This window comes from Pseudomonas sp. 86_A, assembly GCF_017491705.1.
Classification (GTDB): Bacteria; Pseudomonadota; Gammaproteobacteria; order Pseudomonadales; family Pseudomonadaceae; genus Aquipseudomonas; species Aquipseudomonas koreensis.
The window spans coordinates 182564-207157 of record NZ_JAFGYS010000014.1 but is presented as its reverse complement, the minus strand read 5'-3'; the positions used below and the strand labels follow the sequence as shown (position 1 = coordinate 207157).

The 24594-nt window shown below is 61.2% G+C and carries 22 protein-coding genes; 6 read left to right on the top strand and 16 right to left on the bottom strand.

The features are described from left to right. Positions 1-8 precede the first annotated feature (8 nt). The 5 genes from J5M57_RS21905 to ubiE all read right to left on the bottom strand — a co-directional run bounded on the left by J5M57_RS21905 (position 9) and on the right by ubiE (position 3811). Complete coding sequence (locus J5M57_RS21905; RefSeq protein WP_003220849.1) at positions 9-341, bottom strand: phosphoribosyl-ATP diphosphatase; 333 nt, start codon at positions 339-341, stop codon at positions 9-11. Next, a complete protein-coding gene (gene hisI / locus J5M57_RS21900) occupies positions 334-735 on the bottom strand; it encodes a phosphoribosyl-AMP cyclohydrolase (protein ID WP_007909357.1) in 402 nt (133 codons plus the stop codon). The genes J5M57_RS21905 and hisI overlap by 8 nt, the downstream gene beginning before the upstream one ends. Positions 736-816: 81 nt before the next feature. Further along, on the bottom strand, positions 817-2421 hold the full coding sequence (gene ubiB, locus J5M57_RS21895; RefSeq protein ID WP_064585580.1) for a ubiquinone biosynthesis regulatory protein kinase UbiB: 1605 nt from the start codon (positions 2419-2421) through the stop codon (positions 817-819). Next, positions 2418-3041, bottom strand: a complete 624-nt coding sequence (locus J5M57_RS21890) for an SCP2 domain-containing protein (RefSeq protein ID WP_207849184.1) — start codon at positions 3039-3041, stop codon at positions 2418-2420. The genes ubiB and J5M57_RS21890 overlap by 4 nt, the downstream gene beginning before the upstream one ends. Next, complete coding sequence (ubiE, locus tag J5M57_RS21885) at positions 3041-3811, bottom strand: bifunctional demethylmenaquinone methyltransferase/2-methoxy-6-polyprenyl-1,4-benzoquinol methylase UbiE (protein WP_003220857.1); 771 nt, start codon at positions 3809-3811, stop codon at positions 3041-3043. The genes J5M57_RS21890 and ubiE overlap by 1 nt, the downstream gene beginning before the upstream one ends. Before the next feature lie 154 nt (positions 3812-3965). Here ubiE and J5M57_RS21880 point away from each other — a divergent pair, with 154 nt between their 5' ends. The 3 genes from J5M57_RS21880 to J5M57_RS21870 all read left to right on the top strand — a co-directional run bounded on the left by J5M57_RS21880 (position 3966) and on the right by J5M57_RS21870 (position 5818). Next, complete coding sequence (locus J5M57_RS21880) at positions 3966-4241, top strand: polyhydroxyalkanoic acid system family protein (protein ID WP_127648617.1); 276 nt, start codon at positions 3966-3968, stop codon at positions 4239-4241. A gap of 232 nt (positions 4242-4473) precedes the next feature. Then, positions 4474-4896: a phasin family protein gene (locus J5M57_RS21875; RefSeq protein ID WP_064585583.1), complete on the top strand. Its 423-nt coding sequence runs from the start codon at positions 4474-4476 to the stop codon at positions 4894-4896. Between the two features lie 10 nt (positions 4897-4906). Next, positions 4907-5818 carry a phasin family protein gene (locus tag J5M57_RS21870; protein WP_207849183.1) on the top strand — a complete coding sequence of 304 codons (912 nt, stop codon included), beginning with the start codon at positions 4907-4909 and terminating at the stop codon, positions 5816-5818. Positions 5819-5984: 166 nt separating this feature from the next. Here the strand turns inward: J5M57_RS21870 and J5M57_RS21865 are convergent, their stop codons facing one another. The 10 genes from J5M57_RS21865 to J5M57_RS21820 form a co-directional block, all read right to left on the bottom strand. After that, positions 5985-6602, bottom strand: a complete 618-nt coding sequence (locus J5M57_RS21865) for a TetR/AcrR family transcriptional regulator (RefSeq protein ID WP_083367254.1) — start codon at positions 6600-6602, stop codon at positions 5985-5987. Positions 6603-6632: 30 nt separating this feature from the next. After that, on the bottom strand, positions 6633-8315 hold the full coding sequence (gene phaC, locus J5M57_RS21860; RefSeq protein ID WP_207849182.1) for a class II poly(R)-hydroxyalkanoic acid synthase: 1683 nt from the start codon (positions 8313-8315) through the stop codon (positions 6633-6635). 139 nt (positions 8316-8454) lie between these two features. After that, complete coding sequence (phaZ, locus tag J5M57_RS21855; RefSeq protein WP_207849181.1) at positions 8455-9309, bottom strand: poly(3-hydroxyalkanoate) depolymerase; 855 nt, start codon at positions 9307-9309, stop codon at positions 8455-8457. A gap of 220 nt (positions 9310-9529) precedes the next feature. Next, on the bottom strand, positions 9530-11209 hold the full coding sequence (gene phaC, locus J5M57_RS21850; RefSeq protein WP_169842604.1) for a class II poly(R)-hydroxyalkanoic acid synthase: 1680 nt from the start codon (positions 11207-11209) through the stop codon (positions 9530-9532). Positions 11210-11467: 258 nt separating this feature from the next. Continuing rightward, entirely contained in the window at positions 11468-11845 is a 378-nt protein-coding gene (locus J5M57_RS21845) for a DUF971 domain-containing protein (RefSeq protein WP_083367251.1), read from the bottom strand. Between the two features lie 114 nt (positions 11846-11959). Then, positions 11960-13297 (bottom strand): ATP-dependent protease ATPase subunit HslU, encoded by a 1338-nt coding sequence (hslU, locus tag J5M57_RS21840; protein WP_064585590.1) that lies wholly within the window; start codon positions 13295-13297, stop codon positions 11960-11962. Between the two features lie 55 nt (positions 13298-13352). Continuing rightward, entirely contained in the window at positions 13353-13883 is a 531-nt protein-coding gene (gene hslV, locus J5M57_RS21835; RefSeq protein ID WP_007968352.1) for an ATP-dependent protease subunit HslV, read from the bottom strand. 304 nt (positions 13884-14187) lie between these two features. Continuing rightward, complete coding sequence (locus J5M57_RS21830) at positions 14188-14895, bottom strand: SPOR domain-containing protein (RefSeq protein WP_007968349.1); 708 nt, start codon at positions 14893-14895, stop codon at positions 14188-14190. A gap of 1 nt (position 14896) precedes the next feature. Then, positions 14897-16633, bottom strand: coding sequence for an arginine--tRNA ligase (argS, locus tag J5M57_RS21825; RefSeq protein ID WP_207849180.1), 1737 nt, complete (start codon positions 16631-16633; stop codon positions 14897-14899). A gap of 262 nt (positions 16634-16895) precedes the next feature. Beyond that, complete coding sequence (locus J5M57_RS21820; protein ID WP_207849179.1) at positions 16896-19115, bottom strand: primosomal protein N'; 2220 nt, start codon at positions 19113-19115, stop codon at positions 16896-16898. A gap of 291 nt (positions 19116-19406) precedes the next feature. Here J5M57_RS21820 and rpmE point away from each other — a divergent pair, with 291 nt between their 5' ends. The 3 genes from rpmE (at position 19407) to J5M57_RS21805 (ending at position 21904) form a co-directional block, all read left to right on the top strand. Next, complete coding sequence (rpmE, locus tag J5M57_RS21815) at positions 19407-19628, top strand: 50S ribosomal protein L31 (RefSeq protein ID WP_064585593.1); 222 nt, start codon at positions 19407-19409, stop codon at positions 19626-19628. A gap of 41 nt (positions 19629-19669) precedes the next feature. Beyond that, a complete protein-coding gene (locus J5M57_RS21810; protein ID WP_207849205.1) occupies positions 19670-20452 on the top strand; it encodes a thermonuclease family protein in 783 nt (260 codons plus the stop codon). A 183-nt stretch (positions 20453-20635) separates the two neighbouring features. Continuing rightward, a complete protein-coding gene (locus tag J5M57_RS21805) occupies positions 20636-21904 on the top strand; it encodes a malic enzyme-like NAD(P)-binding protein (RefSeq protein ID WP_003220889.1) in 1269 nt (422 codons plus the stop codon). A 210-nt stretch (positions 21905-22114) separates the two neighbouring features. On the opposite strand, the gene J5M57_RS21800 is transcribed toward J5M57_RS21805, so the two are convergent. Further along, positions 22115-24562 carry a penicillin-binding protein 1A gene (locus J5M57_RS21800; protein WP_064585595.1) on the bottom strand — a complete coding sequence of 816 codons (2448 nt, stop codon included), beginning with the start codon at positions 24560-24562 and terminating at the stop codon, positions 22115-22117. Positions 24563-24594 lie beyond the last annotated feature (32 nt).

Sequence of the window (24594 nt, the reverse complement as noted above, 5' to 3'; positions counted from 1 at the left end):
AAAATTGTTCAGGCGGACGGACGCGAGGCTTTCTCGACGTGTCCGGACAGACCGAAGCGGCGATCCAGTTCATCCAGCACGGCCTGCGGATGCTGCCCCAGTTGGGCGAGCATGACCATGCTGTGGAACCACAGGTCGGCGGTTTCGTAGATCACATCGCTGCAATCACCGCTGATGGCAGCGTCCTTGGCGGCAATAATGGTTTCGACCGACTCTTCGCCGACTTTCTCCAGAATCTTGTTCAGGCCCTTGTGATACAGACTAGCTACATATGAGCTGTCGGCAGCGGCGCCCTTGCGCTCTTCAAGCACCTGAGCGAGGCGGGTCAGGGTGTCACTCATGTTTGTGTCCTGCGGAATAGATTGCGTGCGGGTCTTTCAGAACCGGGTCGACTGTCTTCCAGTCGCCGTTTTCGAAGACACGGTAAAAGCAGCTTTGACGGCCGGTATGGCAAGCGATGTCGCCGATCTGCTCGACCATCAGGATGATCACGTCGGCATCACAGTCCAGACGCATTTCATGCAGGGTCTGTACATGGCCGGACTCTTCGCCCTTGCGCCACAGCTTGCCACGGGAACGTGACCAGTAGATGGCACGGTTTTCCGCGGCTGTCAGTTCCAGCGCTTCGCGGTTCATCCAGGCCATCATCAGCACGCGTCCGGTCTTGTGATCCTGGGCAATCGCTGGCACCAGGCCATCAGCGTCCCACTTGATCTCGTCCAGCCAGTTTTTCATCTTCGACTCCGACAGCGAACCCGTACTTCGAATAGTCGGGTTCAGGCGTTGAAACAGTGTGCCAGCCGATCAGCAAACTGGCTATCGGCGAACGACCAGATACAAGCCGACTGCCACCATGATGCCGGCCGGCCAATGCCCCAGTTCGTTCAGCGGGCCACCGGCGGCGAGGATGGTGCCGCCCGCCAGATGCGCGCTGCCAAGCAGACGCAGGAACCAGTCGTCCTTGCGTTTGTGCCACGGTGGCGGCGGGTCGTTGGCGTGCGGCTGGGACATGCGCTCGAGCAGGTCACGGGCCATGTTGGCCAGGTGCGGCAGCTGTTCGAACTGGCTCTGCACGTTGCCAATCAAGGTTTTCGGGCTGACACGCTCACGCATCCAGCGCTCGAGGAACGGCTGCGCGGTGTTCCACAGATCCAGATCCGGGTACAGCTGACGGCCGAGGCCTTCGATGTTCAGCAGGGTCTTTTGCAGCAGCACCAGTTGCGGCTGGACTTCCATGTTGAAGCGGCGCGCGGTCTGGAACAGGCGCATCAGCACCTGGCCAAATGAAATATCTTTTAACGGTTTTTCGAAGATCGGCTCGCAGACGGTGCGGATCGCCGCTTCGAATTCGTTGAGCTTGGTTTCCGCCGGCACCCAGCCCGAATCGATGTGCAACTGTGCCACGCGGCGGTAATCGCGCTTGAAGAAGGCGAACAGGTTGCGCGCCAGATAATCCTGGTCTTCCGGGGTCAGGCTGCCGACGATGCCGCAGTCGATTGCGATGTACTGCGGGCTCCACGGGTTGACGGTGCTGACGAAGATGTTGCCCGGGTGCATGTCGGCGTGGAAGAAACTGTCGCGGAACACTTGGGTGAAGAAGATCTCCACGCCGCGCTCGGCCAGCATCTTCATGTCGGTGCGCTGGTCGGCGAGGGTCGCCAGATCCGTCACTTGAATCCCGTAGATGCGCTCCATCACCAGCACCTTCGGCCGGCACCAGTCCCAGTAGACCTGGGGCACGTATAGCAGCGGCGAGCCTTCGAAGTTGCGCTTCAACTGGCTGGCGTTGGCCGCCTCGCGCAGCAGATCGAGTTCGTCGTAGATGGTTTTTTCGTAGTCCTGCACCACGTCCACCGGGTGCAGCAGGCGGGCGTCGGCGGAGACTTTCTCGGCAGCGCGGGCGAGGATGAACAGCCACGCGAGGTCCTGCGCGATCACCGGTTTCAGGCCCGGGCGGATCACCTTGACCACCACTTCTTCGCCGGTTTTCAGTTGCGCGGCATGCACCTGCGCTACCGAGGCCGAGGCCAGCGGTTCGACGTCGAAACGGCTGAACACTTCGCTGATCTTCTTGCCCAACTGCTCTTCGATCAACTTGATCGACAGCTGCGAATCGAACGGCGGCACGCGGTCCTGCAGCAGCATCAGCTCATCGGCGATGTCTTCCGGCAGCAGGTCGCGGCGGGTCGAGAGAATCTGCCCGAACTTGATGAAGATCGGCCCCAGATCCTGCAACGCCAGACGCAGGCGCGCGCCACGGCTCAGGTCCAGCGGCTTGCGTGGGAACCAGCGCCACGGCAGCGCATAGCGCAGCGCCAGGAGGAACCAGGGCAGCGGCAGCTCGAACAGCAGGTCATCGAGGCGGTAGCGGATCACGACGCGCTGGATGCGCAACAGACGGCGGACGGCAAGCAGCTTCATGCGTTATCGCTTGGGTCGAGGGATCGGGAAAGGCGCTCGAAACGCGCCTCGAGACGTTCCAGATCAAGTTTGATCCGGTCCAGTTCACTGAATCGTGCTTCGGCTTCGCGCTGCCCGACGAGGGTGCGCGATTCTTCGGCGAGGTATTCGGCGAGGTTCTGGTTGAGGCTGGCAAATCCTTGTTGATACCAGCGTGCGCGGCTGCGCAGATGACCGCCGACCAGTTGCGTGGCGACCGGGCCCAGCCAGCGCGAGAGTTCGTACTCCCAGTCCAGCTCGAGGTCCTGCAGCACGCCGGCCAGCTCCAGCAGCACGCCGCTGTCACCGTCGAGCTCGACTTCCGGGGCGTGCAGCACCGCGGTCTTGTCTTTGCTCACGGCCAGTTTGATCAGGCTCGAGGCCGGCGCACGCAGGGTGCAGTCGACGTCGGTTTCCCAATGCGAGGCCAGCATCAGACCTTCGTCGCTCGGCAGGAAGAACAGTTGCAGCGCCGGGCTGCGGCAGTCGACGGCAATCACCTTGCCGGTCAAATGCGCCAGCCGCGGCAGCGCCGTGCTGTCGAGACGCAGCACCCGGTTCAGACCGAGTTCGACGCTGGCGAGCAGCCCGGTGAGCAACATCAGGGCTTGATGCCGCGGTGCAGGGCGACGATGCCTGCGGTCATGTTGTGATAGGTCACGCGGTCGAAACCGGCGTCGACCATCATCGACTTCAGGGTTTCCTGATTCGGGTGCATGCGGATCGATTCGGCCAGGTAGCGATAGCTTTCCGAGTCATTGGTGATCAGCTTGCCCATCAGCGGCATGAAGGCGAACGAGTAGGCGTCGTAGGCTTTGGACATCAGTGCGTTGGTCGGCTTGGAGAATTCCAGCACCAGCAGACGACCGCCGGGCTTGAGCACGCGCAGCATCGAGCGCAGGGCGTCTTCTTTGTGCGTCACGTTGCGCAGGCCGAAGGCGATGGTCACGCAGTCGAAGTGATTGTCCGGGAACGGCAGCTTTTCGGCGTCCGCCTGAACAAATTCGACGTTGCCCGACACACCCAGGTCCAGCAGGCGGTCGCGACCGACCTTGAGCATGGATTCGTTGATGTCGGCCAGCACCACTTGGCCAGTCGGGCCAACGAGGTGCGAGAACTTTTTGGTCAGGTCGCCAGTGCCGCCGGCGATGTCCAGCACGCGGTTACCGCTGCGCACGCCCGACAGTTCGATCGCAAAACGCTTCCACAGACGGTGCATGCCGCCCGACAGAAGGTCGTTCATCAGGTCGTACTTGGCGGCTACCGAGTGGAAAACCTCAGCGACTTTTTCCGCTTTCTGGCTTTCCGGAACGTTTTTGAAGCCGAAGTGAGTGGTGGGTTCGGCATCGCTGCCTTTGCGCTGATCAGTCATATCGCTGTCACCAAAAGAGAATGCGCGACATTCTAATCCCCAAGCCATGCTTTGTCTTGGAATGGCGAAAGGTAAGATGGGCAACCTTCGGGACGATTTGCCGCAGACGTGGTCAAAATTTACCGAGACTTATTCATCAATCAGGAGTCATCCAATGGCCAAAATCAGTGTTGAGCGTGCCCACAACCTGGGCAAGGAAGCCGCCCGCGAGAAGGCCGACAAGCTGGCGCAGAAGCTCTCGGATCAATATGGCCTGGAGCCGCAGTGGTCGGGCGACACGCTGAACCTCAAGCGCTCGGGCGTGAAAGGTGCGGTGCATGTGGCCGACGATTCGATCCGCGTCGATGTCGAGCTGGGGCTGATGATGTCGGCCATGAGCGGCATGATCAAAGCCGAGATCGAGAAGGCCCTCGATAAAGCGCTGGTCTGAAACACCATCCCCTGTAGGAGTGAGCCTGCTCGCGATAGCGGTCTGTCGGTCACCAGGAATGCGATTGAAATACCGCTATCGCGAGCAGGCTCACTCCTACATTTGTTTTGCGGTGTGCCCACCTGTTTATGTCAGTTGTTAGGGTGCCGTTTCTAATTTTTCTCCCTACTTTGTGCCTGAGCCCGACACTTTCGCGGGCAGTTCCTCAAACCTTCTGCGCGTGAGGTGCACCATGGCCAAAGTCATTTTGAAGAAAAAAATCGACGCTTCGACTTCTACTCTGAGCGACGTCAAATCCTATGCCCGCAAGATCTGGCTGGCAGGCCTGGGTGCCTACGCCAAGGTTGGCCAAGAGGGCAGCGAGTACTTTCAAGAGTTGATCAAGGCTGGTCAAACTGTTGAAAAGAAAGGCAAAAAAGTCGTCACCGAAAAACTCGAAGCGGCCAACGCCGAGATCGATGAAGCCAAAGGCGAAGTCAGCTCGTTCAAAGGTCGCGTCGAAGTCCAGCTCGACAAGGTCGAGAAGGCATTCGACTCCCGTGTGGCAAGCGCCTTGAATCGTATCGGCATTCCGTCTAAACATGACGTTGAGACACTCTCTGCTAAGCTCGATGAGCTGACGGCATTGCTCGAACGCGTCGCGCGTAAATCTTAAGGAGAACGGGATGGCTGGTAAAAAGAACACCGATAAAGAAGGCAGCTCGTGGATTGGGAAAGTCGAAGACTACTCCCGCAAAATCTGGCTGGCTGGTTTAGGCGTGTACTCGAAGATCGACACTGACGGCAGCAAGCTCTTCGATACATTGGTCAAAGACGGCGAGAAAGCCGAGAAGCTCACCAAGTCGGCAGTCGGCAAAAAAGTCGATGCCGCCAAGGACTCTGCTTCCTCGGCCAAGTCGCGCATCAGCGGCGTGAAAGATCGTGCACTGGGCAAGTGGGACGAACTGGAAGGGGCTTTCGACAAGCGCCTGAACAGTGCGATTTCGCGCTTGGGTGTGCCAAGCCGCAATGAAGTCAAAGCGCTGCACAGCAAGGTTGAAACCCTGACCAAGCAGATCGAGAAACTCACCGGTCTGAAAACCCAGCCTGTGGCGGCGAAAACCGCTGCGGCGAAACCGGCAGCGAAAACTGCGGCGGCTAAACCCGCTGCAAAAACAGCAGCCAAGCCACTGGCTAAAGCGCCTGCGAAAGCGGCAGCCAAGCCTGCTGCCAAAACTGCAGCAAAACCTGCCGCGAAAACCGCCGCCGCCAAGCCCGCCGCAAAAGCGGCAGCCAAACCGGTAGCCGCCAAAGCCGCCGCGAAACCGGCAGCAAAACCAGCCGCCAAGCCAGCAGCGAAAACCGCTGCCGCCAAACCGGCTGCCAAGCCTGCGGCCAAACCGGCTGCGGCGAAAAAACCGGCAGTGAAAAAACCGGCCGCACCGAAAGCGGCTGCGCCGAAGCCAACTGCACCAGCAGCAGCCAAGCCTGCCACCCCGGCAACCCCGGCCAGCGCGTCGAACTCCGCCGCTGCACCGACTCCGGTAGCCACCCCGACTGCTGCATCGACCCCGTCGACGCCAACCAGTCAGTCCTGATTCCTCAGGGCAAAACAAAACGCCCGGCCTGTGAAGGTCGGGCGTTTTTGTTTGAAGATCAAAAGATCGCAGCCTGCGGCGGCTCCTACAGGATCGTTGCCAAACCGAAAAATGGGCGGCGAACATGGCCCGTGTAGGAGCTGCCGCAGGCTGCGATCTTTTGACGTTAATGGTCTTCGAGGTATTGCAAAGCCATCCGTTCCGTCGCCACCTTCACCGGCGGCAGCAGATGCGGCGCCACCAGCATCATGATCTGGTACACGACGAGTCTGACCTCACCCTCGCGATCAAGAATCCGCTGATAGTCCAGCGAGAACAGCAGGGTCATGGTGATCTGCTCCACCAGTTGCCCCAACGCCTGGGTATCACTGACCAACTGCCCGCCCGCTTTCAACCGCGCCAGCAATGACGCCAGCGTGCGCTTGAGCGCATTGAGCAGATGACGAATGCCTTTGGCCAGTTTCGGCAGGCGTCCGGCGAGGTTCGACAGGTCCTGGAACAGAAAACGGTACTGCGCCAGGCGCTCGACGATCAGGTGCAGAAACAGCCAGTAATCCTCTGGCGCCAACTCGACATCCGAGGGCGGATCTAGCAGCGGCGCCAGTTCATTCTGGAAGCGCTCGAACAGGCCGAGAATCAGCGGCTCCTTGCCGTGGAAGTGGTAGTAGAGGTTGCCGGGGCTGATCCCCATTTCGTTGGCAACTTCCATGGTGGAGACGTTGGGCTCACCCTTTTCGTTGAACAGTTGCAGGGCACATTCGAGAATCCGGTCGCGGGTTTTCATCCAGTCTTCTTAGAAAAGTTCGGTTAAGCGTCAGCGCACATGCACGTAGGTGCCGGGTGCTGCCTCCATCGGTGGATAGTTCGGGTTGCCGAGGGTAAACGTGGTTTCGTGCTGTGTGCCGGAGCGCTGCTGAATCCATTCCAGCCACTGCGGCCACCAACTGCCGTCGACGCGTTTGGCGTCGTAGTACCAGGCGCGCGGGTCGCTGCTGAGCTTGCCGTTCTCGACGTAATTGGCTTTTGGGTTGCTTGGCGGGTTGAGGATGCTTTGCACGTGGCCGCTGTTGGACAGCACGAAGCGCCGCTCGCCACCGAGCAGCAGGGTCGAGCGATACACCGCATCCCACGGCGTGATGTGGTCGTTCATGCCGGCCACGCTGAAGCTGTCGACCGTGACTTTCTGCAGATCGATCGGCGTACCGCAGACTTCCAGCCCACCCGGATGGGTCAGCGGGTTGTGCTTGAAGAAGTCCAGCAGGTCGCCATGGAACGCTGCGGGCAGGCGGGTGTTGTCGTTGTTCCAGTAGAGGATGTCGAACGCCGGCGGCTCTTTGCCCAGCAGGTAGTTGTTGACGAAGTAGCTCCAGATCAAGTCGTTGGGCCGCATCCAGGCGAACACCTTGGCCATGTCGCGGCCTTCGAGCACGCCTTTCTGATAGGAGCGGCGCTTGGCGGCTTCGATGGTCTGTTCATCGGCGAACAGGGTGGTCGGGGTTTCGATTTCGCTGTCGAGCAGGCTGACCAGATAGGTCGCGCTGGAGATCCGCCGCAGTTGCCGCTTGGCTTGCAGATGACCTTGCAGGGCGGCGATGGTCAGGCCGCCGGCGCAGGCACCCATCAGGTTGACGTCGCGGGCGCCGGTGATCGCGCGGCAGATGTTCATCGCTTCTTCCACGGCTTCGACGTAGGTCGACAGGCCCCATTCGCGGTGGCGCACATCCGGGTTGCGCCAACTGATCATGAAGGTCTGCAGGCCATTTTTCAGCGCGTACTGGACGAAGCTGTTCTGCGGGCTGAGGTCGAAAATGTAGTACTTGTTGATTTGCGGCGGCACCACCAGCAGCGGCTTGGCGTACTGTTTTTCGCTCATCGGTTTGTACTGGATCAGCTCCAGCATCTCGTTGCGAAACACCACGGCGCCGGTGGTGGTGGCGACGGTCTTGCCGACCTCGAAAGCCTGTTTGGTGACTTGACGCGGCAGGCCGTCGTTGTGCAGCAGATCATCGAACAGATGGCTCAGGCCACGTACCAGGCTCTGGCCGCCAGAGTTGAACAGCTCCTTGATCGCCAGCGGGTTGAGCAGGGTGTTGGAGGGCGCGACGGCGTCGTTGATCAGGGTGAACGCGAAGTGCGCGCGAGCGCGGTCGTCGTCGCTCATGCTGCTTTCATCGATCCAGCTCTTGACCTGCTTCTGCCAGGCCAGATACGCCTGCAGGCTGCGCCGGTAGAACGGGTTGAGGCTCCACGCCGGATCGGCGAACCGCGCGTCTTGCGGGTTGGTCGGGTGCAGGGTTTCACCAAGCAGCACGCGCCCGAGCTGACCGCCGAGTTTCAAGGCGTGTCGCGCACTGTGCAGCGGGTTGCGCAGACCGTGGGCCGCGACACTGCGTAACGTCGAGATCAAGTCCCGACCACGCAGGCCGGTCATTGCACTTTGTGCATTGATGAACACGGCGGGGCTGGGCACTACGCCCGTCGCAGGTTTGTCGCGCATGACTCAACACTCCTTCGTCTTCAGGTCAAAAACAAACTCACCGAACCAGAACACCATAGTCGCTGTTACGGGTTACTGCCTGCGTGGCGTCCTGCCACGCGAGTTGTAGAAAACCCTGCATAAAGCCTGCCGCAGCGGTTCAGCCGCCCAAGGGTGTCGGGTGCGGGTGCATCACGGCGCGCTGCCGTTCCTCCTCAAGGAATTTCATGATGATCGGCGCCACGGCTTCGGCGCGGGTGATCAGGAACAGATGGCCGTCGTCGATGATGTGCAACTGCGCGTTGGGAATCCGCCAGGCGAGCATGCGCATGTTGATCAGCGGGATCAGCGGATCGTCGTCGCCGGCCAGCACCAGGGCCGGCTGATGGATCTTGTGCAGCCAATGAATGCTGGTCCAGCCAAGGCCGGCGAACAGTTGCCAGTAGTAACCGAGCTTGCCCGCCGAGCGCACCTTGGCTGCATGGCTGGCGGCCAGCGTCGGATCGCGGCGGAACGAGCCGCCGTAGATCATCGGCGCGATCCGGATCACGTGCGAGGGCTGGATGTAGCGCCGTGGGCTGGCCATCATCCACAGCACCTTGGGTTTGCCCGGCACCATGAAGGCGCCGGCCGCCGTCGCTGCCAGCACCAGTTTCTTGCAGCGCTCGGGGTAGTCGTGGGCGAACTGCTGCGCCAGCGCACCGCCCCAGGACACGCCAATCACGTTGACCTGACCGTAGTCGAGGTAATCGAGCATCCGCGCCGTCAGCTTTGCCAGCCCGGGAAAGCGATACGGCCGGCTCGGCGTCGACGAACCGCCGACACCGGGCACGTCGAAGGCGATCACTTCCAGATCCGGGTCCAGCGCCGCGACAAACGGAAACACCAGCTCCAGGTTGGCGCCGATGCCGTTGAATATCAGCAAGGGCGTCAAATGAGGCTTGCCGGGGCGTACCGCGGTGCGGAGGGTCTGCCCATCCAGATCGACGGTACGAAAAATGAACGGTTGCGGCATGCTTCAGGCCCTGTGGATTAATTCATCCCCGCTCCCCTGTAGGATGAGCCTGTGGCGAGGGAATTTATCCCCGATGGGCTGCGCAGCAGTCGCAAAATCATCACGCACGGTTTTTCAGAACTACCGCGTCAGCTGATTTTGGGGCCGCTTCGCGGCCCATCGGGGATAAATCCCTTCACCACAGTTTCCCCCCAAAGTTCGGGGAAACGAGGTGCGTCAGTTACCGCTCGTGAACGTAAGTGCCCGGCGAGGCTTCACCGGCCGGATACGCTTTGTTACCCAGTTTCAGCGGCGCCTTTTTCAGATTGCCCGAGCGCTCGGCCTGCCACGCCTGCCAGTACAGCCACCAGGAGTCGGTGTGCTTGGTCGAGTTCTCCTGCCATTCGTCGGCGTTGGCGGCCATGCCTTCGCTGGTCATGTAACGCGATTTCGGGTTGCCCGGCGGATTCAGAATGCTCTGGATATGGCCGCTGCTCGACAGCACGAACTCGACCTTGCCGCCGAACAGTTGCGCCGACTTGTAGCAAGACTTCCACGGGGTGATGTGGTCGTTGGTACCGGCCAGCGAGAAGATGTCGGCCGTGACCTGCTTGAGGTCGATCGGCGTACCGCACACTTCCAGTGCATTGGCGCGGATCAGTGGGTTGTTTTTGAACATCTCGATCAGGTCGCCGTGGAACGCCGCCGGCAACCTTGTGGTGTCGTTGTTCCAGAACAGGATGTCGAACACCGGCGGCTCGTTGCCCAGCAGGTAGTTATTGACCCAGTAGTTCCAGATCAGATCGTTCGGCCGCATCCACGCGAAGACCTTGGCCATGTCCTTGCCTTCGAGCACGCCGGCCTGATACGAGTGGCGCTTGGCGGTCTCCAGGGTCTGCTCGTCGACGAACAGGGCGACGTCGCTGTCCAGGGTGGTGTCGAGCACGCTGACCAGCAGGGTCAGGGCGTTGACCTTGTTCTCGCCGATGGCGGCGTAATGGCCGAGCAGGGCGGTGCAGGTAATGCCGCCGGAGCAGGCGCCGAGCATGTTGATGTCTTTGCTGCCGGTGATCGCGGTGACCACGTCGACCGCTTCTTTCAGCGCATCGATGTAAGTCGACAGGCCCCACTCGCGCTGCGCCTTGGTCGGGTTGCGCCAGCTGACGATGAAGGTCTGCACGTTATTGCGCAGGCAGAAGCGCGCCAGGCTCTTGTCCGGGCTCAGATCGAAGACGTAGAACTTGTTGATCTGCGGCGGTACGACGAGCAGTGGACGCTCGTGGACTTGTTCGGTGATCGGCTTGTACTGGATCAGCTCCAGCACGTCGTTGCGAAACACCACCGCGCCTTCGGTCACGCCCAGGCTCTTGCCCACCTCGAACGCGCCCATGTTGACCTGGCTCGGCATGCCGCCGTTGTGCACCAGATCCTTGGCCAGATGCGAGAGACCGTCGAGCAGGCTTTTGCCGCCGGTCTCGAAGAAGCGTTTGACTGCCGCGGGGTTGGCCGCCGTGTTGGTCGGGGCCATGGCTTCGGTCATCAGGTTGATCACGAAGTGGCCGCGGGCAATGTCTTTGGGTGACAGGCTGCTGTCGTCGATCCAGGAATGGAGCTCCTTGCGCCACGCCAGGTAAGTTTGCAGATAACGTTTGTAGAGCGGGTTCTGGCTCCAGGCCGGATCAGCGAAGCGACGGTCATCGCTGGCCGGTTGCAGTTCGGATTTGCCGAACAGCACGTTCTTCAGTTCGAGGCCGAAATGGGTCACGTGCTTGACGCTATGGATCGGTTGTTTGATGGCCTGGGTCAGCACCATTCGAGCAGAGGCCAGCAGATCCTTTCCGCGCAGCCCAACGACGGGATTAAGCCCCAGGGTGTTTTCCGAGGCTTGGTACTTCAGGTCATCGTTATTCTTGTTACTCATCTACGACGCTCCATTGTCCTGAGACGAGTACCCGGTTTTCTGCTGTGCAGTTCCACAGCCAATGCCAGGTACTACTGCTCGGGTGACCGTTAATTCTGCATAGCTGCTTTACAGTTCATAGAGCACTGCAGGGAACTTGCCAGCTCCATTGGTTACCCGAGTTTAATTTTTTTCGCAAGCGGCCGATCCTCGACCGCCAAGCGCAGCATTCAAACAGATGAATTTAGAAAATGCCCTCTAAAGAGCAAGAGTGTCGGGCTAGAGCATCAGCTTGACGATCGACTCGTCGGGATCGCGGGTTTTTCCGGCAGCTTTGAGCTCGGCCAGATAATCGGCCCAGAGTGCGTCATGACGTCGCCCCAGCTCGTAGAGGTATTCCCAGGTGAACAGGCCACTGTCGTGACCGTCGTCGAAGGTCAGTTTCAGTGCGTAGTGACCGGCCGGTTCCAGGCCGCTGAGGCCGACATTGAGTTTGCCGAATTGCAGGATCGGTTTGCCGTGGCCCTGGACCTCGGCGGAGGGAGAATGCACGCGCAGAAACTCGGCGGGCAAGGTGTATTCCTCGCCGGACGCGTAGGTGAGCGTCAGGGTTTTCGAGGCTTTGTGCAGTTTGATGTCGGTGGGAATATTGGTCATTGCAGGTCATCCGACTAGATGGAACACCCTGTAGAAGCTGCCGAACGCTGCGATCTTTTTATAAATCAAAATCAAAAGATCGCAGCCTGCGGCAGCTCCTACAGAGAAGGTGACCTACAGGATATAACGGGACAGGTCTTCGTTCTGCGCCAATTCGCCCAGGTGGCTGTTGACGTACTCGGCGTCGATCAGGATCGGCTTGTCGTCATGCGCGCTGGCCAGGTCGCCGGCACTGAACGACACCTCTTCCAGCAGCCGCTCAAGCAGCGTGTGCAGGCGACGGGCACCGATGTTCTCGGTCTTCTCGTTGACCTGCCAGGCGATCTCCGCCAGACGCTTGATGCCTTCCGGCTGGAACTGGATGTTCAGGCCTTCGGTCTTCAGCAGCGCACAGTATTGCTCGGTGAGCGACGCGTGCGGCTCGCTGAGGATGCGTTCGAAGTCTTCCGGGCTCAGGGCCTTGAGTTCGACGCGGATCGGCAGACGACCTTGCAGCTCAGGCACCAGATCGCTCGGCTTGCTCAGGTGGAACGCACCGGAGGCGATGAACAGGATGTGGTCGGTCTTGACCATGCCCAGCTTGGTGTTGACGGTGCAGCCTTCGATCAGCGGCAGCAGGTCGCGCTGGACGCCTTCACGGGACACATCGGCGCCGCCGACGTTGCCGCGCTTGGCGACCTTGTCGATTTCGTCGATGAACACGATGCCGTGCTGTTCAACGGCTTCCAGCGCTTTGGCTTTCAGCTCTTCTTCGTTGACCAGACGCCCGGCTTCTTCGTCGCGCACCAGCTTCAGCGCTTCCTTGACCTTGAGCTTGCGTGCCTTCTTCTTGCCCTTGCCCATGTTGGCGAACAGGTTCTGCAACTGGCTGGTCATCTCTTCCATGCCTGGCGGCGTGGCGATCTCGATGCCGGACACTTCGGCCACTTCGATCTCGATTTCCTTGTCGTCCAGCTGACCTTCGCGCAGGCGCTTGCGGAACAGCTGTCGGGTATTGGAGTCGCTGCTGGGTGCTTCTTCGTTGCTGAAGCCCATGCGCGCCGGTGGCAGCAGCGCGTCGAGGATGCGGTCCTCGGCGGCGTCTTCGGCACGGTGACGCACGCGGGTCATTTCCTGCTCGCGGAGCATCTTGATCGCAGCGTCGGCCAGATCACGGATGATCGATTCGACGTCACGGCCAACGTAGCCGACTTCGGTGAACTTGGTCGCTTCGACCTTGATGAACGGCGCGTTGGCCAGTTTCGCCAGACGACGGGCGATCTCGGTTTTACCGACGCCGGTCGGGCCGATCATCAGGATGTTCTTCGGGGTCACTTCAACGCGCAGCTCTTCAGGCAGCTGCATGCGGCGCCAGCGGTTGCGCAGGGCAATCGCGACAGCGCGCTTGGCATCGTCCTGGCCGATGATGTGGCGGTTGAGTTCGTGGACGATTTCGCGGGGAGTCATGGACATAATAATTGACGGTCCTCAAGCAGAAACAAGCCGTGGCACACAGGCCGCGTCAGGCTTATTCAGCGAGATCCTGCTCCTCAATGGTCTGAGTGTGGTTGGTGAATACACAGATGTCGCCGGCGATACCGAGGGCGGTTTCGACGATCTCACGGGCCGACAGGTCGGTCTTTTTCAGCAGCGCGCTGGCTGCGGCTTGCGCGTAGGCGCCGCCGGAACCCATGGCAATCAGGCCGTCTTCGGGCTCAACCACGTCACCGTTACCGGTGATGATCAGCGAGGCGTCCTTGTTGGCGACCGCGAGCATGGCTTCGAGGCGGCTCAGGGAGCGGTCGGTACGCCATTCTTTGGCGAGTTCGACAGCGGCGCGGATCAGGTGGCCCTGGTGTTTCTCCAGCTGGCCTTCGAACCGTTCGAACAGGGTGAAGGCGTCGGCGGTGGCACCGGCGAAACCGGCGATGACCTGGCCGTGGTATAGGCGGCGAACTTTCTTCGCGTTGCCTTTCATCACGGTGTTGCCGAGAGAAACCTGGCCGTCGCCGCCCATGACGACTTTGCCGTGGCGGCGGACTGAAACGATGGTGGTCAAGGGAAGAGTCTCCACGCAGCGGGGCGAAAATGCCTTATGCCCATTCATATGGGGGTGCTGGAGAGGATTTCAACCGTAGGGCAGGAGAGGGGACGAGCGGTGTCGCGGGAGGGTGAAAATCTCTGTGGCGAGGGAGCTTGTCGAATCGTCGCACCGTCCCGCTCGGCTGCGCAGCAGTCGCAAAATCTGCAATCCCGGACTGTCTGATGCACCGGATTTACAGGCTTTGGGGGTGCTTCGCACCCCAGCGGGAGCAAGCTCCCTCGCCACAAAGTCCGCCGAACGATTTACGTTCGGCGTGAGGTCAGCGGCTCTGGCGTTGTTGTAACAACAGATTGCTGAAGCCGCTGCCCGCCAGTTGTTTCTGCGCGGTGGTCAGTTGTTCGCGGTTGCTGAACGGGCCGACCAATACGCGGTACCAGGTTTCGTCCTTCACCGTGCCCGACTCAACCGCAACGGCCTGGCCGAGCAGAATGATCTGCGCCCGCACCTTGTCGGCATCCGCCTCTTTGCGGAACGAACCGGCCTGGAGGAAGAACTTGGTCACCGGCGCCGCTTTCGCCACCGGCGGCGCGGGTGGCGGGGTAATGCCCGACAGCGCAGCCTGAGCCCGAGCCGTGTCGATCTTCGCGGCTTCCGCCGGGGTCACTGGCGTGGTCGGCACTTGCGGCGTCGGCAGGGTTTTCTCCGGCACGGCGTCCGGCGGCACGATCACTTCCGATTCCGGCAGCAGGGTGTAGAAGTCGTACTTCGGCTTCACCGGTTGCGTCGGGCTCGGCGGCGTCTTGTTGGCCTCGGCGATCTTCGACGCTTTCTGCTGTTGCGCCTGCTCGACTTTCTCACGCTTGACCGTGTCGCTGCCCTTGCCCGGCTCCAGTTTCATCAGGAACACGATGAACGCACCGACCGTCAGGCCGATGGCCATCCACAACCAACCCGGGATCGGTTGCTTTGCAGGAGCTTGGTAACGGCTGGCGCCACGCTTGGGTGCAGGTTTTTTCTTGGCAGCCAACTTACATGCGCTCCAGAGTTTCCAGGCCCAACAGTTCCAGGCCTTGCTTGAGAGTACGGCCGGTCAGCGCGGCCAGACGCAGACGGCTCTGCATCTGGGCCGGCGTTTCGGCGGCGAGGATCGGGCAGTTCTCGTAGAAGCTGGAGAACAGACCGGCGACGTCATACAGGTAGGTGCAGAGGATGTGCGGGGTGCCTTTTTCCGCGACGTTGTTCAGCACTTCGCCGAACTGCGCCAGCTTCGCCGCCAGCTCTTGCTCGTGCGCGGCTTCGAGGACGATCTGACCGTCGACTTCGCTGAAATCCTTGCCCAGTTTGCGGAACACACCGGCCACACGGGTGTAGGCGTACAGCAGGTACGGCGCGGTGTTGCCTTCGAAGTTGAGCATCAGGTCGAAGTTGAAGCTGTAGTCGCTGGTGCGGTGCTTGGACAGATCGGCGTATTTCACCGCACCGATACCGACGACCTTGGCGATGTTGCGCAGTTCGTCTTCGGCAAGCGTCGGGTTCTTCTCTTTCACCAGGTTGTAGGCACGCTCCTGCGCTTCGGTCAGCAGGTCGATCAGCTTCACGGTGCCGCCGTCACGGGTCTTGAACGGACGGCCATCGGCGCCGTTCATGGTGCCGAAGCCCATGTGTTCCATCTCCATCGGATGGGTCACGAAACCGGCCTTGCGCGCCACGGCGAACACTTGCTGGAAGTGCAGGGCCTGACGCTGGTCGACGAAGTACAGTGCGCGATCGGCCTTGAGCTTGCCGCTGCGGTAGCGCACGGCCGCCAGGTCGGTTGTGGCGTAGAGGTAGCCGCCGTCAGCCTTGACGATGATCACCGGCAGCGGGTCGCCCTCGGCGTTCTTGAATTCGTCGAGGAACACGCACTGGGCACCGTTGCTTTCGACCAGCATGCCGGCGGCTTTCAGGTCGTTGACCACGTTGATCAGGTCGTCGTTGTAGGCGCTTTCGCCCATCACGTCGGCCATGGTCAGTTTGACGTTGAGCAGTTCGTAGATCTTCTGGCAGTGCGACAGCGAGATGTCCTTGAACTTGGTCCACAGCGCCAGGCATTCGGCGTCGCCGGCCTGCAGCTTGACCACCAGGCCACGGGCGCGGTCGGCGAACTCTTCGGACTCGTCGAAACGCTGCTTGGCGGCGCGGTAGAAGTTTTCCAGATCGGACAGCTCGTCGCTGGTGATCGGGTTTTCCTGCAGATACGCCATCAACATGCCGAACTGGGTGCCCCAGTCGCCCACGTGGTTCTGGCGGATCACTTCGTCGCCGAGGAACTCAAGAACCCGCGCCACGCCGTCGCCGATGATGGTCGAACGCAAGTGGCCGACGTGCATCTCTTTGGCCAGGTTCGGCGCCGACAGGTCAACCACGGTGCGCTGCGCAGGGCCGGCCTTGCGCACGCCTACATGTGCATCGGCCAGTGCGGCGTCGAGGCGCGAGGCCAGGGCCTGGGTGTTCTGGAAGAAGTTGATGAAGCCTGGGCCGGCGATTTCGGCCTTGGTGACGTTTTCGTCGGCCGGCAGCGCGGTGATGATTTTTTCCGCCAGATCGCGCGGCTTCATGCCCGCCGGCTTGGCCAGCATCATGGCGATGTTGCTGGCGAAGTCGCCGTGGGTCTTGTCACGGGCGTTCTCCACCTGAATCGCCGGCGACAGGCCTTCAGGCAACACACCTTCGTTGACGAGTTGGGTGAGGGCTTGTTGGATCAGCTGGCGAATGGTGTCTTTCATGGTCTTCTCTTTCGACCGCAAGCGCGGCGGCGCATCGATGCGCGGGTGGAAAAACTGGGCATTATCCGTTGCGAAGACGGGCTTGCCAACCTTAGCAGGCAGCTTATGGATATGTGGCGACAAATTACCCTGTGGCGAGGGAGCTTGCTCCCGCTCGGCTGCGCAGCAGTCGTAAAACCGGCTGACTCGGTTTGTCTGGCATTGCGGTTTTGGGGCCGCTTCGCGCCCCGGCGGGAGCAAGCTCCCTCGCCACAGGTCAGCGTCAATACAAATCGACGGGGTCGATATCCAGCGACCAGCGCACCGCCCGTCCGCTCGGCATCTGCTCCAGTTCCAGCAGCCAACTGGCGAGCAGCCGATGCAGCGGTGCCCGCGCCGCCGCCTGCACCAACAGCTGCGCACGATAGCGTCCCGCGCGGCGTTCCATGGGCGCCGGCACCGGTCCGAGCAATTCGATGCCGTTCAGATGCTGCTCGGCGAGCAGGCGCTCGGCCGCGCTGCACGCTTCATCGAGAAAGCCTTCAGCCTGTCCCGGTTTGTGTGCTTCGGCGCGCAACAAGGCCAGGTGTGAAAACGGTGGCAATCCCGCCGCGCGGCGCTCACTCAAGGCCTGTTCGGCAAAGGCGAAGTAACCCTGCTCGGTCAACTGCACCAATAAAGGATGGTCGGCCAGGTGCGTCTGGATGATCACCTTGCCCGGCTCTTCAGCCCGCCCGGCGCGCCCGGCCACCTGCACAATCAATTGCGCCATGCGCTCGCTGGCGCGGAAGTCGCCGGAGAACAGTCCGCCGTCGGCATCCAGAATCGACACCAGCGTGACCCGGGGGAAATGGTGCCCCTTGGCCAACATCTGGGTGCCGACCAGAATGCACGGCTGGCCTTTCTGAATCGTTGCGAACAACTGATTCATCGCGTCCTTGCGCGAGGTGCTGTCGCGGTCGACGCGCAGCACCGGGTAGTCCGGGAACAGAATCGCCAGCCGTTCCTCGGCGCGTTCGGTGCCGGCGCCCACCGGGCGCAGATCGACCTTGTTGCACTTCGGGCACTGACGCGGCGTGCGTTCGACGTTGCCGCAGTGGTGGCAGCGTAGTTCGCCGTAGCGCTGGTGCACGGTCATCCGCGCATCGCAGCGCGAGCACTCGGACATCCAGCCGCAATCGTGGCACAGCAAGGTCGGCGCAAAGCCGCGCCGGTTGAGGAACACCAGCACCTGCTGGCCGGCCGCGAGGGTCTGGCCGATGGCTTGTTGCATCGGCCCGGAAATGCCGCTGTCCAGCGGACGGCTTTTCACATCCAGGCGCAGGAAGCGGGGTTGTTTGGCGCCGCCGGCCCGCTCGTTGAGACGCAGCAGGCCATAGCGGCCGGTGTAAGCGTTGTGCAGGCTTTCCAGCGAAGGCGTGGCGGAGCCGAGGACAATCGGGATGTTTTCCTGGCGCGCACGCACCAGCGCCAGATCGCGGGCGTGGTAGCGCAGGCCTTCCTGCTGTTTATAAGAGCCGTCGTGCTCTTCGTCGATGATGATCAGCCCCGGGTTCTTCATCGGCGTGAACAGCGCCGAGCGGGTGCCGATAATAATGTCGGCCTCGCCATCGCGGGCAGCGAGCCAGGCGTCGAGGCGCTCGCGGTCGTTGACCGCCGAATGCAGCAGGGCGATGCGCGCATTGAAGCGCTGCTCGAAACGCGCCAGGGTCTGCGGGCCGAGGTTGATCTCCGGGATCAGCACCAAGGCCTGTTTGCCGGCTTCGAGGGTTTCGCGGATCAGTTGCAAATAGACTTCGGTCTTGCCGCTGCCGGTGACGCCCGCCAGGAGAAACGCGTGATAACTGTCGAACCCGGCGCGGATCGCCTCGTAAGCGGCGCGTTGTTCACCATTCAGCGGCAGTTCCGGTTGCGCCAACCAGTGTTCATGGCGCACCCCGGGGGCATGGCGGCGGATTTCCACCTGTACCAGATGCTTGGCCAATAGCAGGTCGAGGCTGTCCTTGCTCAACATCAGTTTGCTCAGCAACTGATGGGCGACGCCGTGCGGATGTTGGGCGAGCGTTGTCAGTGCTTCACGCTGGCGCGGGGCGCGGGCGATGCGCGGGTCATCAAGGCTGGCGCCGGGCACAACCGACCAGAAGCGTTCCTGCCGCGCCTCGGCCAGTTCGCCCTGGCGCAGCAACACTGGCAGCGCCCAACTCAAGGTGTCGCCGAGGCTGTGCTGGTAATACTGTGATGTCCACAGGCACAGCTTGAACAGCGCTGGCGGCAGCGGCGGCTCGGCATCGAGCAGGGCCAGCGCCGGTTTGAGCTTTTCCAGCGGGACTTCGCTAGTGTCGGTGATCTCGACCAGAATCCCGATCATCTCCCGCCGACCGAACGGCACCCGCAGGCGCATGCCCGGCTGCAATTGCTCACGCAGCACACCGGCCGGCGCCCGATAGTCGAACAGGCGGCGCAGGGGCGAAGGCAGGGCGAGGCGCAGAATGGCGTCGGGCACGCGGGGGGATCTCGATCAGCGGACGATAAAAGGGACTAGGCACATAACCCTGTAGGCGTGAGCCTGCTCGCGATAGCGGTCTGTGATTCGACATTTTTATTGTCTGATACACCGCTATCGCGAACAGGCTCACTCCTACAGGGGATCGCGTATTGGGCCGGGAGCCTAGCAGACGGTCGGTCTCGGTGACAGCTTGCGTGATTGAAAAGGTCTGGTAGAATCCGCGGCCTAATTACGTGCGGTATTCAACAATAGTGTTGGGTGGCGGCACGCTAGCCTGAGGAATACACCATGAAAGCCGATATCCACCCGAATTACCCAGAAATCGCTGTTACCTGCTCGTGCGGTAACAAGTTCGAAACTCGTTCGACCTTCGGCAAAGCCCTGGCGATCGACGTTTGCAACGAATGCCACCCGTTCTACACCGGTAAGCAGAAGACTCTGGACACCGGCGGCCGTGTGCAGAAGTTCGCAGACCGTTTCGCTACTTTCGGCGTTGGCAAAAAAGCCTGAGGCTGATCATTTTGGAAGGTCGTTTCGACTTCTCCAGACTGATGAAAAAGGCGTCCCTTGCGGGCGCCTTTTTTGTGTCCGCGATTTGGCTGTCCGGCGCGCAAGCCTTTTGCCCGGCGCCTGCGGGACTGACCAGTGTCGCCGTGCAGCGCGTGGTCGATGGCGACACGCTGCGCCTGAGCGATGGTCGCAGCGTACGAATGATCGGCCTCAACACGCCTGAACTGGGTAAGCACGGCCGCAGCGACGAACCTTTTGCGTTGGCGGCACGCAAACGCCTGCAAGCGTTGGTCGATGCCAGCGGCGGGCGCGTCGGGTTGCTGCCCGGCAAGCAAGCCAAAGACCATTTCGGGCGTACGCTCGCGCATCTTTACAGCGCCAGCGGCGCCAATCTCGAGGCGCAAATGCTCGCCGATGGCCTCGGTTTCCAGGTCGCGGTCGCGCCGAATGTCGATCTTGTCGCCTGCCAGCAAGCCGCCGAACGCAGTGCGCGCAAGGCCGGGCGGGGCCTCTGGCGGCAGTCACCTGTACTGAAAGCGGAGCAGATCCAGCGTTCGGGTTTCGCCGTGATCAGTGGGCGTGTGAGCAAGGTTCAACGCAATCGTGGCGGAATCTGGATCGAGTTGCAGGATGCGCTTGTATTGCGCGTTGCACCCAATCTGGTTGGACAATTCGACAATGCCGGTTTAGCAGCGCTGAAAGGCAAGCGAATCGAGGCTCGCGGCTGGATCGTCTATCGTTCGCGGCGCGGTGGGCTGCAATCCGGCCAGTCGCGTTGGCTGCTGCCGCTGACGGATCCTTCAATGTTGCAAGCGCTGCCCTGAAGAAAAATTGTAGACATTTTTTCTGCTGATTGTGAACAGTCCAGCCCTTGTGCGCCGTGGCTCTTGGCCCAAAGTCGTAGGGCAGGGCGCTTGACAGCGGTGACCGCTCAGTCTTGTGGGGACTTTGCGAGGCGCGTATCCTCGCTGACCAGTCTGTCCAACAGTAAAAAGCGGAATGCCAAAATGTCTGATCTGAAAACTGCCGCTCTCGAATATCATGCCAATCCTCGTCCAGGGAAGCTGAGTGTCGAGCTCACCAAGGCCACTGCTACCGCCCGCGACCTGTCGCTGGCCTACAGCCCCGGCGTAGCTGAACCAGTGCGTGAGATCGCCCGCGATCCTGAACTGGCCTACAAATACACCGGCAAGGGCAACCTGGTTGCAGTCATTTCCGATGGCACCGCGATTCTGGGCCTGGGTAACCTCGGCCCACTGGCTTCCAAGCCAGTGATGGAAGGTAAAGGCGTTCTGTTCAAGCGCTTCGCCGGCATCGACGTATTCGACATCGAAGTCGACTCCGAAAGCCCGCAAGCCTTCATCGACACCGTAAAACGCATCTCCATCACTTTCGGCGGCATCAACCTGGAAGACATCAAGGCACCTGAGTGCTTTGAGATCGAGCGCGCTCTGATCGAGCAGTGCGACATTCCGGTATTCCACGACGACCAGCACGGCACTGCGATCGTGACCGCTGCGGGCATGATCAACGCCCTGGAAATCGCCGGCAAAACCCTGCCGGAAGCCAAGATCGTCTGCCTCGGCGCCGGCGCTGCGGCCATCTCCTGCATGAAGTTGCTGGTGAGCATGGGCGCGAAGATCGAAAACATCTTCATGGTTGACCGTACCGGCGTGATCCACTCCGGCCGTGACGACCTGAACCAGTACAAAGCCGTATTCGCCCACGCGACCGACAAGCGCAGCCTGGCTGACGCTCTGAAAGGCGCTGACGTGTTTGTTGGTCTATCCGGCCCTAACCTTCTGAGCGCGGAAGGCCTGCTGTCGATGGCGGCCAACCCGATCGTCTTCGCCTGCTCGAACCCGGATCCGGAAATCTCCCCGGAACTGGCGCATGCGACCCGCAGCGACGTGATCATGGCCACCGGTCGTTCCGACTACCCGAACCAGGTCAACAACGTACTGGGCTTCCCGTTCATCTTCCGTGGTGCCCTGGACGTTCGCGCCAAGCGCATCAACGAAGAAATGAAAGTGGCCGCTGCCAACGCCCTGCGTGAACTGGCCAAGCTGCCAGTACCACAGGACGTGTGCGATGCCTACGGTGGTGCGCCGCTGGAATTCGGTCGTGAGTACATCATTCCGAAGCCAATGGACAAGCGCCTGATCACCCTGATCTCCGACGCTGTGGCCAAGGCCGCGATCGAGACCGGTGTGGCAACCCTGCCGTATCCGAAGAACTACCCGCTGAAAAGCGTGGATGACGTGTTCAACGGCTAAGCCGTTATAGCGCTTCAACTGGAAGCCCCGATTCGAGAGAGTCGGGGCTTTTTGTTTGGCGGATCAAAAGATGCAGCCTGCGGCGGCTCCTACAGGGAAATACGGCCGATTCTGTAGGAGCTGCCGCAGGCTGCGATCTTTTGATCTTGCTTTGAAGCACAAAAAAGCCCCGCACTTCTCACGAAGGCGGGGCTTTTTGCTTGGGTTGGATCAGAACAGATCGATTGGCGCCTGCTCGTCCGCTGGCAGCGGGCTGCCCGGTACGGCACCGTTACCCAGTTCGTTCACCGATGGCGGCGTGTCTTCGGACTTGAACAGTTCGAAGTAGGCGCCAGGCGTACTTGGCGTTGCCGCACGGCCGCTGACCGGATCCACCCGCAGGCTGAGGATGCCTTCAGGCTCAGGCTGCACGTGAGGCGGCTTGTCCTTCAGTGCGGCTGACATGTAGTTCATCCAGATCGGCAGCGCCACGGTGCCACCGAACTCGCGGCGACCGAGGCTTTCCGGCTGGTCGAAGCCAGTCCACACCGTGGTCACGTAATCGGCGTTATAACCGGAGAACCACGCATCCTTCGATTCGTTGGTGGTACCGGTCTTGCCTGCGATGTCGCTGCGGCCCATGGCCAGGGCACGGCGACCGGTGCCGAGCTTGATCACGTCCTGCAGCATGCTGTTGAGGATGTAGGTGGTACGGCCATCGACAATCCGCTCGGCCACGGCCGGCGCTTGTGGCGCGGCGGCAGCGCCCGGGGCTTCACCCGGTACTGGTGCGGCGTTGACGGTGATCGGCTGAGACGCCGGCGCGGCAAAGCCATCGGTGGCCGAGCCGCCCTGAGGCACGGTCGGCGGGTTGGCGACGAACAGCGTGTCACCGTTGCGACTTTCGATCTTGTCGATGATGTACGGGGTGATCTTGTAGCCGCCGTTGGCGAAGGTGCTCCAGCCGGTGGCGATTTCCATCGGCGTCAGCGTCGCGGTACCCAGCGCCAGCGACAGGTTCGGCGGCAGATCCTGTTTGTTGAAGCCGAAGCGGGTGATGTAGTCGATGGTCTTGCCCACACCCATCGCCTGCAGCAGGCGGATCGACACCAGGTTACGCGACTTGTACAGCGCCTCGCGCAGACGGATCGGGCCGAGGAAGGTGTTGGTGTCGTTCTTCGGCCGCCAGACTTTGTCCAGATACTCGTCGACGAACACGATCGGGGCGTCGTTGACCAGCGTCGCGGCGGTGTAACCGCTGTCCAGCGCGGCGCTGTAGACGAACGGCTTGAAGCTCGAACCCGGCTGACGCTTGGCCTGCAGGGCGCGGTTGTAGTTGCTCTGCTCGAAAGCGAAACCACCGACCAGCGAGCGGATCGCGCCGTTCTGCGGATCCAGCGACACCAGCGCGCCTTGCGCCTGCGGGATCTGGCTGAACTTCAGCGAGTTGTTCGGCTGGCGCTGCACGCGAATCAGGTCGCCGACCTGCGCCACGTCCGACGGCTGCCGCGGTGCGGCGCCCATGCTGTTGGTATTGAGGAACGGCCGCGCCCACTTCATGGTGTCCCAGGCGACGTGTTCTTCGCCGGTACGGGTCAACACCTGCAAGCCGTTCTTGTCGACCTGGGTGACGATGGCCGGTTCAAGGCTGCTGATGGTGCGCTGCTTGGTCAGCTCGGTGGCCCAGGCCTCATGGGTCTTGCCCGGCAGGCGTGACTCGGGGCCACGGTAGCCATGGCGCTGGTCGTAAGTCATCAAGCCTTCGTGCAGGGCGGTGTTGGCCATTTCCTGCAGGTTGCTCGGCACCGTGGTGGTGACGCGGAAACCTTCCGTATAAGCGTCGCTGCCGTAGCGGCCGACCATTTCGGCACGGGCCATTTCAGCAATGTACGGCGCGTTCACTTCCGGGGTCGGCACGTGATAGCTGGCGTTCAGCGGTTCGTTGATCGCGGCGGTGTAGTCGGCCTCGGAAATCTTGCCGAGCTTGTACATGCGCCCGAGGATCCAGTCGCGACGTTCTTTACTGCGCGCCGGGTTGGCCAGCGGGTTGAAGCGTGACGGGGCTTTCGGCAGGCCGGCGATCATCGCCATCTGCGCCAGGCTGATATCACGGATCGACTTGCCGTAATACACCTGGGCCGCCGCCTCGATGCCGTAGGCGCGGTTGCCCAGATAGATCTTGTTCACGTACAGCTCGAGGATCTCGTCCTTGGTCAGCTGCCGCTCGATCTGCAGGGCCAGAAGGATTTCCGTGGTTTTGCGCGAGAAGCTGCGTTCGCTGGTCAGGAAGAAGTTCTTCGCCACCTGCATGGTGATGGTGCTGCCGCCGGACTGGATGTGGCCGCTTTTGACCAGTTGGGTCGCGGCACGCATCAGGCTGCTCGGATCGACGCCATAGTGGTTGGCGAAGTTGTCGTCTTCAGCACTTAGTAACGCATTAATGAAATTGGGGGGAATGTCGGCGAAACGGATCGGAGTACGGCGCATTTCGCCAAATTCTGCGATCAACTTGTTATCGCTGCTGTAGACCCGCAGCGGAATCTGCAACTGAATGCTTCTCAGCGCCTCCACAGACGGCAAACCCGGACTAAGGTAAAGAAACGCGCCGCTGAGACCTAAAAGCAGTCCGCAGAAAACGGCGACGATGGACCAACCGAAGAATTTCAGCAGACGAATCAAGGCTTTTGGACATCCAGGGCAAAGAATGAATG

Excerpts from the sequence above, each read along its gene's own strand:
- J5M57_RS21875 (WP_064585583.1), top strand. The coding sequence starts at position 4,474 with ATGGCCAAAGTCATTTTGAAGAAAAAAATCGACGCTTCGACTTCTACT.
- hslU (WP_064585590.1), bottom strand. The coding sequence starts at position 13,297 with ATGTCCATGACTCCCCGCGAAATCGTCCACGAACTCAACCGCCACATC.
- rpmE (WP_064585593.1), top strand. The coding sequence starts at position 19,407 with ATGAAAGCCGATATCCACCCGAATTACCCAGAAATCGCTGTTACCTGC.
- ubiB (WP_064585580.1), bottom strand. The coding sequence starts at position 2,421 with ATGAAGCTGCTTGCCGTCCGCCGTCTGTTGCGCATCCAGCGCGTCGTG.
- argS (WP_207849180.1), bottom strand. The coding sequence starts at position 16,633 with ATGAAAGACACCATTCGCCAGCTGATCCAACAAGCCCTCACCCAACTC.
- J5M57_RS21810 (WP_207849205.1), top strand. The coding sequence starts at position 19,670 with ATGAAAAAGGCGTCCCTTGCGGGCGCCTTTTTTGTGTCCGCGATTTGG.
- J5M57_RS21890 (WP_207849184.1), bottom strand. The coding sequence starts at position 3,041 with ATGTTGCTCACCGGGCTGCTCGCCAGCGTCGAACTCGGTCTGAACCGG.
- J5M57_RS21870 (WP_207849183.1), top strand. The coding sequence starts at position 4,907 with ATGGCTGGTAAAAAGAACACCGATAAAGAAGGCAGCTCGTGGATTGGG.
- phaC (WP_207849182.1), bottom strand. The coding sequence starts at position 8,315 with ATGCGCGACAAACCTGCGACGGGCGTAGTGCCCAGCCCCGCCGTGTTC.
- J5M57_RS21845 (WP_083367251.1), bottom strand. The coding sequence starts at position 11,845 with ATGACCAATATTCCCACCGACATCAAACTGCACAAAGCCTCGAAAACC.
- phaC (WP_169842604.1), bottom strand. The coding sequence starts at position 11,209 with ATGAGTAACAAGAATAACGATGACCTGAAGTACCAAGCCTCGGAAAAC.
- hisI (WP_007909357.1), bottom strand. The coding sequence starts at position 735 with ATGAAAAACTGGCTGGACGAGATCAAGTGGGACGCTGATGGCCTGGTG.
- phaZ (WP_207849181.1), bottom strand. The coding sequence starts at position 9,309 with ATGCCGCAACCGTTCATTTTTCGTACCGTCGATCTGGATGGGCAGACC.
- J5M57_RS21905 (WP_003220849.1), bottom strand. The coding sequence starts at position 341 with ATGAGTGACACCCTGACCCGCCTCGCTCAGGTGCTTGAAGAGCGCAAG.
- J5M57_RS21865 (WP_083367254.1), bottom strand. The coding sequence starts at position 6,602 with ATGAAAACCCGCGACCGGATTCTCGAATGTGCCCTGCAACTGTTCAAC.
- J5M57_RS21880 (WP_127648617.1), top strand. The coding sequence starts at position 3,966 with ATGGCCAAAATCAGTGTTGAGCGTGCCCACAACCTGGGCAAGGAAGCC.
- J5M57_RS21805 (WP_003220889.1), top strand. The coding sequence starts at position 20,636 with ATGTCTGATCTGAAAACTGCCGCTCTCGAATATCATGCCAATCCTCGT.
- ubiE (WP_003220857.1), bottom strand. The coding sequence starts at position 3,811 with ATGACTGATCAGCGCAAAGGCAGCGATGCCGAACCCACCACTCACTTC.